Annotated in this window: 12 protein-coding genes; 5 read left to right on the top strand and 7 right to left on the bottom strand. The window is 66.6% G+C overall.

All coding sequences use genetic code 11. The annotated features are described in order from the left end of the window. Together H8S47_RS08810 and yaaA are read right to left on the bottom strand one after the other, a co-directional pair. The coding region (locus H8S47_RS08810) for an SDR family NAD(P)-dependent oxidoreductase (RefSeq protein ID WP_187503504.1) at positions 1-676 on the bottom strand (676 nt) is incomplete at its 3' end. After that, positions 673-1,422 (bottom strand): peroxide stress protein YaaA, encoded by a 750-nt coding sequence (gene yaaA, locus H8S47_RS08805; protein ID WP_187503503.1) that lies wholly within the window; start codon positions 1,420-1,422, stop codon positions 673-675. The genes yaaA and H8S47_RS08810, both read right to left, overlap by 4 nt. Before the next feature lie 163 nt (positions 1,423-1,585). Between yaaA and H8S47_RS08800 the strand changes: the two genes are divergently transcribed. Continuing rightward, a complete protein-coding gene (locus tag H8S47_RS08800) occupies positions 1,586-2,878 on the top strand; it encodes a hypothetical protein (RefSeq protein ID WP_187503502.1) in 1,293 nt (430 codons plus the stop codon). Positions 2,879-3,124: 246 nt separating this feature from the next. Here H8S47_RS08800 and H8S47_RS08795 read toward each other — a convergent pair whose 3' ends face one another. After that, on the bottom strand, positions 3,125-3,592 hold the full coding sequence (locus H8S47_RS08795) for an Lrp/AsnC family transcriptional regulator (RefSeq protein ID WP_128453226.1): 468 nt from the start codon (positions 3,590-3,592) through the stop codon (positions 3,125-3,127). Positions 3,593-3,789: 197 nt separating this feature from the next. Between H8S47_RS08795 and H8S47_RS08790 the strand changes: the two genes are divergently transcribed. Continuing rightward, positions 3,790-5,685, top strand: a complete 1,896-nt coding sequence (locus H8S47_RS08790; RefSeq protein WP_328805473.1) for a sensor histidine kinase — start codon at positions 3,790-3,792, stop codon at positions 5,683-5,685. Continuing rightward, on the top strand, positions 5,682-6,665 hold the full coding sequence (locus H8S47_RS08785) for a polysaccharide deacetylase family protein (RefSeq protein ID WP_328805472.1): 984 nt from the start codon (positions 5,682-5,684) through the stop codon (positions 6,663-6,665). Before H8S47_RS08790 ends, H8S47_RS08785 begins: the two co-directional genes overlap by 4 nt. Positions 6,666-7,105: 440 nt before the next feature. On the opposite strand, the gene rpsI is transcribed toward H8S47_RS08785, so the two are convergent. The 3 genes from rpsI to H8S47_RS08770 all read right to left on the bottom strand — a co-directional run bounded on the left by rpsI (position 7,106) and on the right by H8S47_RS08770 (position 9,334). Next, positions 7,106-7,663 carry a 30S ribosomal protein S9 gene (gene rpsI / locus H8S47_RS08780; protein ID WP_082443995.1) on the bottom strand — a complete coding sequence of 186 codons (558 nt, stop codon included), beginning with the start codon at positions 7,661-7,663 and terminating at the stop codon, positions 7,106-7,108. Then, on the bottom strand, positions 7,663-8,142 hold the full coding sequence (gene rplM / locus H8S47_RS08775) for a 50S ribosomal protein L13 (RefSeq protein ID WP_060524218.1): 480 nt from the start codon (positions 8,140-8,142) through the stop codon (positions 7,663-7,665). Before rplM ends, rpsI begins: the two co-directional genes overlap by 1 nt. A 124-nt stretch (positions 8,143-8,266) precedes the next feature. Beyond that, positions 8,267-9,334 (bottom strand): COX15/CtaA family protein, encoded by a 1,068-nt coding sequence (locus tag H8S47_RS08770; RefSeq protein WP_187503501.1) that lies wholly within the window; start codon positions 9,332-9,334, stop codon positions 8,267-8,269. Positions 9,335-9,621: 287 nt separating this feature from the next. Here H8S47_RS08770 and H8S47_RS08765 point away from each other — a divergent pair, with 287 nt between their 5' ends. Together H8S47_RS08765 and H8S47_RS08760 are read left to right on the top strand one after the other, a co-directional pair. Further along, complete coding sequence (locus H8S47_RS08765) at positions 9,622-10,005, top strand: MerC domain-containing protein (RefSeq protein ID WP_187503500.1); 384 nt, start codon at positions 9,622-9,624, stop codon at positions 10,003-10,005. A gap of 41 nt (positions 10,006-10,046) precedes the next feature. Continuing rightward, positions 10,047-10,514, top strand: a complete 468-nt coding sequence (locus H8S47_RS08760) for a Fur family transcriptional regulator (protein WP_187503499.1) — start codon at positions 10,047-10,049, stop codon at positions 10,512-10,514. A 140-nt stretch (positions 10,515-10,654) separates the two neighbouring features. Here H8S47_RS08760 and H8S47_RS08755 read toward each other — a convergent pair whose 3' ends face one another. Continuing rightward, positions 10,655-11,185, bottom strand: coding sequence for a GNAT family N-acetyltransferase (locus H8S47_RS08755; RefSeq protein ID WP_187503498.1), 531 nt, complete (start codon positions 11,183-11,185; stop codon positions 10,655-10,657). Positions 11,186-11,267 lie beyond the last annotated feature (82 nt).

Here is an 11,267-nt window from a genome sequence, read left to right as displayed (position 1 = left end):
CCTCGACGCCGTCCCAGGCGAACAGCTTGCCGCTGTCCGGCGCGCGCAGGCCGTCGATTACGTCGAGCAACTGCACCGCCGCGCGGTCCGGCTTGAACAGGTTGCCGGGCGTCACGTTGCCCTGGAACGGCTGCGACAAACCGGTGTCGACCGTTCCCGGATGCAGGCCGACGACGATCCCGCTCGTATTGCGCCGCTTGTCCTCGATCGAGATCGTCTTCACCAACTGGTTCAGCGCTGCCTTCGACGCACGATACCCATACCAGCCGCCGAGCTTGTTATCGCCGATGCTGCCAACACGCGCCGAGAGCACGGCGAACACGATCCGCCCCGCCTTCGGCATCGCCGGCAGGAAGTGCTTCGCCACCAGCGCGGGCCCGATCGCGTTGATCGCGAAGTTGCGCGCCATCCACACCGGGTCGAGCTCGCGCATCGCCTTCTCGGGACCCTTGTCGCCGTCGTGGAGCAAGCCCGTCGCGATGATCACCAGCGTCGGCGAGCCGACCCGCAAAGCCGCCGCCGCAATGCTCGCCTCGTCCTGAAGATCGAGATGCCGGTCGCCGCTTTCCGATCGCGCGAACCCGTAGACCTTGTCGAACGCACCCTCTTCGATCAGCGCCTCTTCCAGCGCCTTGCCGATCCCGCCCGACGCACCGATGACGACCGCGCTGCTCATTTCCGCACGAACCGGAACTGCGCATCGCTGCTGCCCGCCGCGTCATAGGCATAGCCGTCGCTGTCGAACCCCTTGATCCCCTCGATGTCGCCGACGCGGTGCTCGACCAGCCACCGCGCGACCATCCCGCGCGCCTTCTTCGCGTGGAAGCTGACGAACTTCTGCGCCTCGCCCTCGCGAAAATCGATCGCGACGACGCGTATGGAGGAGGGCAGCTTGCCGTCCGCCGCCGCCCAATATTCCTGGCTCGCGAGGTTCAGGATCGTCCCCGACCCCTCCGCCTCGACGTCGTCGGCGAGCACCTTGGCGATCCGATCGCCCCACCAGTCGGTCAGCTTCGTCTTCCGCGGCGCCCAGCGCGTGCCCATCTCCAACCGGTAGGGCCGCATCAGGTCGAGCGGCCGGAGCAGGCCGTACAGCCCCGACAGCATCCGCACATGATCCTGCGCATAGTCGACCGCCGCCTCGTCGAGCGTCTTCGCCTCCAGCCCGGTATAGACATCGCCCGCGAACGCGAACATCGCCGGCCGCTCGGGCAGCGTATCGAAATCGCGATACCGGTCGGCGTTCAGCTTCGCCAGCGCGGGCGAGATGTGCATCAGTTCCGACAGCTTCTTCTGCGTCAGATGCGCGGCGGCATGCGCGAGCGTTTTCGCCTCGTCGGCAAACCGCGGCGTGGTGGGCTCGAGCTTGGGCAGTGCGCTCTCGTAATCGAGCGTCTTGGCGGGCGATAGGACAGCGATCATGGTCGCGATCTAGCTATGGCGGGGGGCGCGTTCAATTGCCGTTCACGCGCAATCGCACATCTGCGGGATCCAAGCCGCTCGCTTGAACGTATGCATGGCGGACCATATAGCGACGTCGCGCGCCGCCAACCTGAGGGTGCCGACGCAAAGGGAGAGTTTCCGCATGAAGACCATTTCGAAGCTTGCACTGATTGCGGCGTTCGCCACCGGCACGAGCGGCCTCGCGCTGTCGGCGCCCGCGTTCGCCAAGGACAAGAAGGCCGATGCCGCGCCGGCGATGAAGCTGAGCCCGGAAGTGCAGAAGCCCGGCGTCGCCGCGCAGACCGCGCTCGCCGCCAAGGATTATGCCGGTGCGCAGACCGCGATCGACCAGATCGATGCCGCCGCCAAGACCGATTACGAGAAGTATATCGGCGCCGCGCTGCGCTATCAGCTCGAGAACGAGAAGCTGGTCGCGGCACAGACCGCCAACCCCAACGCACCGATCAACGAGACGACGCTCGCCGGGCCGCTCGATGCGCTGATCGCCAATGCCGCGACGCCGGCCGCTGATCGTGGCCGCTACGCGTATCGCCGTGGCGCGCTCGCCTTCAACGGCAAGCAGTATCCGATCGCGCTCCAGTATTTCGCGAAGGCCAAGGAGCTCGGCTACAACGATCCGAACCTGTCGCTGCAGATCATCAAGGCGAAGATGGACAGCGGCGACGTCGCCGGTGCGACCGCCGATCTCGACGCCAGCATCGCGCAGATGACTGCGGCGGGCCAGAAGGCTCCCGAGGAATATTACCGCTATGCGGTCGCCAAGTCGTACGCCGCGAAGCGCAACGCCGACACGATGGCGTGGCTGAAGAAGTGGATCACCGCCTATCCGACCGCGAAGAACTGGCGCGACGTGCTGATCCTGTCGGGTATCCAGCAGAACGCGCTGATCCCGCTCGACGAAGCGCAGAAGGTCGACATCTTCCGCCTGATGCGGGCGACCAACTCGCTCGCCGACCAGACCGACTATCTGCAATATGCCGATAGCGTGAACCGTCGCGGTCTGCCGAGCGAGGCGCAGGCGGTGCTCAAGGAAGGCATGGCGCAGGGCAAGATTCCCGCGTCGAACACGATGGCCAAGGGGCTGCTGGCCGACGCGACCAAGAACATCGCCGCCGACGGTCCGCTCGCCGGTCTCGAAAAGCGCGCGACGACGGCCGCCAACGGCAAGCTCGCCGCGGGTACGGCCGATGCGTATCTCGGCCAGAACAACTATGCCAAGGCGGTCGAACTGTACCGCGTGGCGCTGCAGAAGGGCGGCGTCGACGCCGACGACGTCAACCTGCACATGGGCATCGCGCTCGCCCGCTCTGGCGACAAGGCGGGTGCCGCAACCGCATTCGCCGCGGTCAAGGGTTCGCCCAAGGCCGACGTCGCCGGCCTGTGGAACACGTGGCTCGGCGCCCCGGCCGCGTAAGCGATCGGGTCTGTGTCGAGAAGAAACGGGGCGGCAGCGATGCCGCCCCGTTTTCGTTTGAGGTGTCGCTAGAGCGGCATGCTGTGTCGGCTCCCCTGTTCCGTAGTGGGGGTACGTCCAACCCCCCTCCCTGAAAGGGAGGGGCAGGGGGTGGGTAGGCCGGCTCATGTCCGTGAGGTCTGAACCCCGCGGAAACCGACCCACCCCCAACCCCTCCCTTCCAGGGAGGGGCGAAGGTATATAAGCCTAGTCCACCACCACCGGTATCCCCGACAGCGCCTTGGCCGTGCGGATCGTCAGCGACGTCTTCACGCTCGCCACGTTGGGTGCCGGCGTCAGGTGGGTCGTCAGAATTTCCTGGAAACTCTTCAGGTCCGCCGCGACGATCTTCAGGATGAAGTCGATCTCCCCGTTGAGCATGTGACATTCCCGGATTTCCGGAATATCCGCGATATGATGCTCGAACGCGGCGAGGTCGTGCTCGGCCTGGCTGCGCAGCGACACCATCGCGAACACCGTGATCGGGAAGCCGAGACGGCCCGCATCGAGATCGGCATGATAGCCGCGGATGGCCCCCGCCTCCTCGAGCGCGCGGACGCGGCGCAGGCAAGGCGGTGCGGTAAGGCCCACCTGGTCGGCCAGGTCGACATTGGTCATCCGACCGTCGGCCTGCAACAGCGACAGGATCTGCCGATCGATCCGGTCAAAACTCATTTCACGCAACTCCCGATAGGCATCGCAAACCAAGCGATTCATTCCTCATAGCGATAAGATTGTTGCGGCGAAACGCAATTGTCCCACTATGCGACGAACCTTCCGTCCTGCCGAAATGGCCTGTTCCGTCGCCAGGGGGGCGGCGTTAAGGAATCGGTACGGAGAGCGTGGTAGGCCCATGACAACCGGGGAGCGATGTGCGGTTCGACGATAGCCTGAAGACGATCCTCGCTGCCGACATGGCCACCGGTTTCGGCGCGCAATCCGCGTGGCGCCAACTGGTGGACCTGATGGGTCGCGGTCGGGCGGCGGTCGACGAACCGGCCATCGCGCGACTGCGCCTGTTGCGTCAGGCCGTGCCGGTCGAGGTTCGCGCCGCCAGCGCCCGCGCGCTTGCCTTCGCCCGGCCCGATGCGAACCTGGTCGGGTTCTTCGCTGAGGATGCGCTGGCGATCGCCGCACCGGTGCTGCGGACCGCGACGCTGGAGCCCGACGAGTGGCTGGCGATCCTGCCGCGCCTGACGCCCGCCAGCCGTTCGGTGTTGCGCCATCGCCGCGACCTGCCGGCGGAGGTCCAGCGTGGCTTGCAGAGCTTCGGTTCGACCGACTTCGTGCTGCCGCAACCCGATGCGCCGGTCGAGGCGGAGACGACCCTTGTGGAGCCGACGCTTGCGGAGCCGATCGCTGCCGCGCCGATCGCTGCCGCGCCGGTGCTGGCCGAAGAGCCGCCTGTCGTTGAAGAACCCGTTGCCGAGGTGTTCGTCCCACCCCCGATCGACACGCCGCCTGCAGCAGCGCCCGAACCGTCGCTCTACTCCGCGCCCCTCAGCGAAACCCCGTTCATGGCGCTGGGCGCGGTCGCCCGAGGGCTGCCGTTCGTCGCCGAGGCGTTTCGTCACGCCAAGCTCGCCGAGACCGAACCTCCCGTCGTCGAACCGACCGGACCTGCGTCGGCGGACCGGTTCGAGATCTCCGACCTGGTCGCGCGGATCGAGGCGTTCAACCGCGACCGTATCGTCGACGCCGCCACCCCGACACCGGCGGCGGCCGAAATCGAGAGCTTCCGCTTCGAAACCGACGGGCAAGGCATCATCCGCATGGTCGACGGGGTCGCGCGCTCGGCGCTGGTCGGCGTATCGCTGGCCTATGCCGCGCAGCAGGGCGAGGCGCATCTCGACGGTGTCGCGGCCGGGGCATTCCGGCGCCGCTCTCGGTTCAGCGACGCGCGGCTCGAAGTCGGCGGACTGTCCGACGCGTTCGGATCCTGGCGGCTGTCGGGCGTGCCCGCGTTCGAACATGCGTCGGGCCGCTTCATCGGTTTCCGCGGCACCGCTCGCCGCCCGCGTCGCGACGAGACCGCCCACGCGGGTCGCATGCCGGTGCGCCCATCGTCGCCGGTCGCGGATTCGCTCCGCCAGCTCGTCCACGAACTGCGCACGCCGACCAATGCGATCGCCGGGTTCGCCGAGCTGATCGAGACGCAGTTGCTCGGCCCCGTCTCGCCGACCTATCGCGACCGTGCGACGGCGATCCGCACGCAGGCGGGCGACCTGCTCGCCGCGATCGACGATCTCGATACCGCCGCACGGATCGAAGGCCATGCGCTCGACCTGAGGCCGACCACGGTGCCGGTCCGTGCGTTGCTCGACCGCGTCACGAAGGATCTGCAGCCGCTCGCGACGCTGCGCGGGGCGAGCCTGTCCGTGGCGATGCCGGCGGGCGACTGCGATATCCTCGGCGACGATCGCGCGGTCGAACGGCTGGTCGGTCGCCTGCTCGCCGCGCTGGTTTCGGCGGGGCGTCAGGGGGAACAGCTCGGGATCGTCGTGCGGCCGGTGGCCGACACGATCACGATCGAGTTCGACCGCCCCGCCGCACTCGCCGCGCATGCGACCGACGTGCTGCTCAGCATCGACGCCGAACAGGAGGGCGACGGCGCGCCGCTGCTCGGCACCGGCTTCGCGCTGCGCCTTGCGCAAAACCTCGCGGTCGAACTCGGCGGCGTCCTTACGATCGGCGCGGAACGCCTCACGCTGCAACTCCCGGCCGCCGATGTCGTGGAAGCGGAGCGTACCGCCGACGACCAGCGGTGACTTACCGCCCGCCGCGGCCGACCGACGCGCAGCGGGTGGTCTGGCCCGAGGATTTCGGCACCCGCTTCACCGTATTCGTGGATGTCGAGGAAGAGTTCGACTGGCGCGCTCCCCATGATTCCCGCAACCGCGCGACGACCGCGATGGCCGCATTCCCCGACGCGCACCGCCGGTTCGCCGAGCGTGGCGTCGCGCTCAACTGCATGATCGACCACCCGATCGCCACCGATCCGGCTTCGGTCGCGATCCTGTCGCGCGTCGTCGAGGATGGGCGGTCGGAGATCGGCACGCAGTTGCATGCTTGGGTCAATCCGCCGTTCGAGGGGGCGGCGACATCGGCGGCGAGCTATGCGGGCAACCTGCCGCGGGCGCTGGAAGCCGCCAAGCTCAAGACGCTCACGTCGGCGATCACTACCGCGTTCGGTGTGGCACCTCGTGCGTATCGTGCCGGTCGTTACGGCATCGGGCCGCATAGTTTCGACCTGCTGGCGACGCTCGGTTACCGGATCGATAGCTCGGTTCGTCCCGGCTACGATTACAGCGGCGATGGCGGCCCGGACTTCTCGATGGCGGAGGCGGGTGCGTATCGCGAGCGCGGCATGGTCGAACTGCCGCTGACCACCGTTTTCATCGGCCGCGCGCGACGGGGCGGCGGCAGGCTGTACACTGCGCTAGGCCGCGTACCGAAGGGCCGGGGGGTATTCGCGCGCGCGCGCCTGTTGTCGCGGATCGCGCTGACCCCCGAGGACATGCCGATTGCTGCCGCGCTCGAAGCGGTGGCGGTCGCGGCGGGCGAGGGGTTGCGGCTTTTCAATCTGTCATTCCACTCGCCGTCGCTCGCGCCCGGTCATACGCCGTATGTCCGCGATGCGGCGGACCTGAAGCGATTCTATGCCTGGTGGACGACGATGCTCGACGAGTTCGACCGTCGCGGCATCCGCAATGCCTCGCTTGACGAGATCATCGTGGCGTTGGGGTGAGGTCCAGCCGAAAGGGGGGACGGGCGCTGCTGGGGTATCTATAGGTTATTTCCCCGCGAAGGCGGAGACCCAGCATGGGCTCCCGCCTTCGCGGGAGAACAAGACGCAGGCGCGAGGCCGATCGCGTGAAGCGATGTCGGCCTGTCTAAACGATCGACGAGCTCGATCGCCGTAATGTCCGCATCGCACCGCCTCCACTCCGACGGTCTCCCCTCCCTGAAAGGGAGGGGCAGGGGGTGGGTCGGTTTCCGCATGCACATTCGACCGTTTGGACTCGAGCAGGCCTACCCACCCCCAACCCCTCCCTTTCAGGGAGGGGAGGTCGTTGCGCTTCGGGGCTGCTACCCGGACGGTATATTTCCTTCCGGATTACACCCAAAACCAGAAAAGGCGGCCCGTTGCCGGACCGCCCTTCTGATACGCAGGTACTGAAAGCGAGATTAGCGCTTCGAGAACTGGAAGCTGCGACGGGCCTTCGCCTTGCCGTACTTCTTGCGCTCGACGACGCGGCTGTCGCGGGTCAGGAAGCCTGCTGCCTTCACCGAGGCGCGCAGCACCGGCTCGAAGCGGGTCAGCGCCTGGCTGATGCCGTGCTTGACCGCGCCGGCCTGGCCCGAAAGACCACCACCCTTGACGGTGCAGACGACGTCGTACTGACCTTCGCGCTCGGTGATGCCGAACACCTGGTTGATGACGAGGCGCAGCGTCGGACGTGCGAAATACACTTCCTGGTCACGACCGTTGATCGTGATCTTGCCGGTGCCGGGCTTGACCCAGACGCGCGCGACGGCGTCCTTACGACGGCCGGTCGCATAGGCGCGGCCCTGCTTGTCGAGGATCTGCTCGCGCAGCGGCATCGGCTCGCGGACGGGCTCGTTCGAGACCGGCGCTGCGAGATCGCCTTCGCTAGTCGGCAGAGCCTGCTCGGCGGGGGCAGCCGGCGCGGGCTGGTTGGTCAGGCTCGCGAGATCGGCGAGCGACTGGCGGTTGTCGGACATTATGCGCCCACCTTGTTCTTGCGGTTCATGCTGCCGATGTCGAGGACGGCAGGGTTCTGTGCCTCGTGCGGATGCTCGGTGCCCTTGAAGATACGCAGGTTGCGCATCTGCTCACGACCCAGCGGGCCGCGCGGGATCATGCGCTCGACAGCCTTTTCGAGAACGCGCTCCGGGAAGCGGCCATCGAGGACCTTGGCGGCAGTGATGCCCTTGATGCCGCCGGCGTAACCGGTGTGCTTGTAATAGATCTTCTTCGCGGCCTTGTTGCCGGTGAAGCGGATCTTGTCTGCGTTGATCACGACGACGTTGTCACCGCAATCGACATGCGGGGTGAACGACACCTTATGCTTGCCGCGCAGGACGTTGGCGATGATCGATGCAGCACGACCGACGACGAGACCTTCCGCGTCGACGATATGCCACTGCTTCTCCACCTCAGCCGGCTTTGCCGACTTGGTGGTCTTCATGAGCGCCTTCATGGGCGTTAGACCTTCCAGATTGAATGCAAGCGCACCAAGGGGAGGCCCCGCAGCGCGAATGCCGGCCTAATGCTGAAAGGGGGGCTTCAAGTCAAGCTTTCCGCCGGTTTCCTGACGGGTATTATTATACCCGCTGCTTCAGGCCCCGTTGATTCAGGCGGGGTGCGGTGCCTACGGCATGGGCGGCGAACATCGCGGCGATCAGGAGCAGGGCGGAATTGCCCTGGTGGGCGACCGCGACGTCGATCTGCACGCCGGTCATCAGCGTTGCGATCCCAAGCATGATCTGGAGCGTGACGAGTCCGACCACGTAAAATCCCGCGCTGCTGCCGGTCTTGGTCGCCTTCACGGCCAGCCAGATCAGCCCCGCAGCGGCGGCGAAGGCGAACCAGCGGTGGATGAACTGCACCACGATCGGGTTGTCGACCGCGTTGCTCCAGGCGGGGTTCACCATCGGCACATCTGCGGGGAACAGCCCGTCGCCCATCAGCGGCCAACTCGCAAACGCATAGCCGGCGTCGAGCCCGGCGGTGAACGCGCCATAGACGAGTTGGACGAACAGCAGCGCGAGCGCGAGAATGGCGACGGGCGCGAGGCGGGCAGGGGCGGCGAGCGGATTGCGGTGCAGCGCCATCAGGTCGAGCGCGGTCCACACGATCCCCGCGAGGATCGTCAGCGCGGTGAGCAGATGCACGGCGAGCCGGATATGGCTGACGTCGGTCCGCACCGACAGGCCAGAGGCTACCATCCACCAGCCGATCGCGCCCTGGAACGCGCCGAGCGCCAGCAGCGCCGACAAGCGCCAGCCATAGCCGACCGGGATACGCTTGCGCACCGCGAACCAGATCAGCGGCACCGCGAAGGCAAGCCCGATCAGTCGGCCCCAGAGCCGGTGGAGATATTCCCAGAAGAAGATCGCCTTGAACCCGCCGACCGTCATGTCGGCGTTGAACGCGGCGTATTCGGGAATGCGCTTGTAGGCGTCGAACTCGGCCTGCCACTGCGCGTCGTTGAGCGGCGGGATGATCCCGCTGATCGGCTTCCACTGCGTGATCGACAGCCCCGACTCGGTCAGCCGCGTGATCCCGCCGATAACGACCATCGCGACGATCAGCGCCGCCACCGTATAGAGCCACAGGGCGACCGCACGAGGACGGGCTTTGGTGAGAAAGGCGGCGCTGGGTTGAAGCATGGCGGCGTATTACTCCCCTGAAGGGCGCGGCGCCATCGCTTCGTGATGCGCCATTGCTTCATGTTGTTGGCGGAGGTTCGGGCGCCGGGACCTGGGGCAGTCACGCTCTACCTCACTTGTTCTCCCGCGAAACTTGTTCTCCCGCGAAGGCGGGAGCCCAGCCTGGGCTCCCGCCTTCGCGGGAGAACAAGGAAGAGGGAACGCCCCTTCAAAACCCACCAACTCACCAAGAAAATCAAGGATGTAATGTTGTATCCTTTCGTTGAGCCGTCTATATCCAACAAACGATGACGCCCTCGGCCACGCATACCCACCGTTTCGCCGGTCTCGATCGCTATGCGATCGGGCTTTCGGGCCTGTGCATGGTGCATTGCTTGGCGACTTCTGTGCTGGTCGCGTTGATGTCGACCGCGAGCGGGTTCCTGCTCGATCCGATCATTCACGAGGTCGGCCTGACGATCGCGATCGCCCTCGGCGCGCTGGCGCTCGGCCGCGGCGTGCTCAATCACGGCTATATGATGCCCGCCGCAATGGGCGCGCTCGGGCTCGGCATCATGGCGGGCGCGATGACGCTGCCGCACGACAGCGGCGGCGGCGAGACGCTGTGGACGATCGTCGGCGTCGGTCTGCTCGCCTTCGGCCACGATCTCAACCGCCGCGCCGACAGCTGAGCGGGTTGCTGGAACCCCTCCGGCATCCTACTTCACCCAGCATGGCGCACGCTCACAACCACACCGAACCGCAGGGCGCCGATCTCACCATCGCAGCGCAGACGACGCTGGAAAAAGCCGGCGAGCAATGGACGTCGATGCGCGCGAGCGTGTTCGCCGCGCTCGCGAGTTTCGAGAAGCCCGCCTCCGCGTACGATATCGCCGAAGCCGTGTCGAAATCCGAAGGCCGGCGGGTTGCGGCGAACAGCGTGTACCGCATCCTCGACCTGTTCGTCGGCGCGAACCTCGCGCGGCGGGTCGAGAGCGCCAACGCCTATGTCGCCAACGCGCACCCCGATTGCCTGCACGACTGTATCTTCCTGGTCTGCGACTCGTGCGGCCAGACCACGCATCTCGACAACGACACGATCACCAAGGGCGTTCGTAACGCGGCGGAGGCAGCAGGCTTCTCGCCGGTGCGCCCGGTTATCGAGGTCCGTGGCCGTTGTGCGGAGTGCGAGGCGAAGTAGGGCTTACCCCGGTTTCAGTTCGTCCCTCCCTGAAAGGGAGGGGTAGGGGTGGGTCGGGCGGTTTTGGCCAGCGTCCCTGATACGGAAGCCGACCCACCCCCGGCCCCTCCCTTCCAGGGAGGGGGGCAGAAGGGAAGCCGTCAGGCCAAATCCTTCCCCATCCGTATCATCGGCACCGGGGCCTCCCCCGGCGTCTCGATTCGCTCGATCGGCAGATACCCGCAGGCCCGGTACAGCGGCTCCCCCGCCAGCGTCGCCATCATCTCCGCCCGCATAAACCCCGCCTCGCGCGCAGCCGCCTCGCAAACCGACAGCACCAGCCGTCCGACACCCCGCCGCACGAAATCCGGGTCCGTATACATCGCCCGGATCCGCGCCGCATCGCGCGCCGGGTCCAGCAGCGCCGAATCGCGTAACGCCGTGCTATGATCGCCACCGTACAAGGTCGCCCGCCGGCTCCACCCGCCACATCCGGCCAGCCGCCCATCCGACTCCACCAGCACATACGTCCCGTCCGCGATCAGCTGCGTATCCAGCCCCATCACCGCGCGGCTCGCCTCGACTTGCGCCGGCGTGAGGAAATCCTCCTGCAACGCGCCGATCGCCCGCGTCATCAGCGCGGCGATCGCCGGGATATCCGCCGCGACGGCAACACGGTGCTCAAAGTTCATAATTGTGCACTTCCCGAGCGATTTCAGCGCGAATGCTACGTCAAGACACGGTAACAATCGACACGATACCCGCGCTGCATTA

Origin of the sequence: Sphingomonas albertensis (assembly GCF_014358075.1) — a bacterium.
Lineage (GTDB): Bacteria > Pseudomonadota > Alphaproteobacteria > Sphingomonadales > Sphingomonadaceae > Sphingomonas > Sphingomonas albertensis.
This window is presented reverse-complemented; position numbering and strand designations above follow the sequence as displayed.

Excerpts from the sequence above, each read along its gene's own strand:
- yaaA (WP_187503503.1), bottom strand. The coding sequence starts at position 1,422 with ATGATCGCTGTCCTATCGCCCGCCAAGACGCTCGATTACGAGAGCGCA.
- H8S47_RS08800 (WP_187503502.1), top strand. The coding sequence starts at position 1,586 with ATGAAGACCATTTCGAAGCTTGCACTGATTGCGGCGTTCGCCACCGGC.
- H8S47_RS08795 (WP_128453226.1), bottom strand. The coding sequence starts at position 3,592 with ATGAGTTTTGACCGGATCGATCGGCAGATCCTGTCGCTGTTGCAGGCC.
- rpsI (WP_082443995.1), bottom strand. The coding sequence starts at position 7,663 with ATGTCCGACAACCGCCAGTCGCTCGCCGATCTCGCGAGCCTGACCAAC.
- rplM (WP_060524218.1), bottom strand. The coding sequence starts at position 8,142 with ATGAAGGCGCTCATGAAGACCACCAAGTCGGCAAAGCCGGCTGAGGTG.
- H8S47_RS08770 (WP_187503501.1), bottom strand. The coding sequence starts at position 9,334 with ATGCTTCAACCCAGCGCCGCCTTTCTCACCAAAGCCCGTCCTCGTGCG.
- H8S47_RS08765 (WP_187503500.1), top strand. The coding sequence starts at position 9,622 with ATGACGCCCTCGGCCACGCATACCCACCGTTTCGCCGGTCTCGATCGC.
- H8S47_RS08760 (WP_187503499.1), top strand. The coding sequence starts at position 10,047 with ATGGCGCACGCTCACAACCACACCGAACCGCAGGGCGCCGATCTCACC.
- H8S47_RS08755 (WP_187503498.1), bottom strand. The coding sequence starts at position 11,185 with ATGAACTTTGAGCACCGTGTTGCCGTCGCGGCGGATATCCCGGCGATC.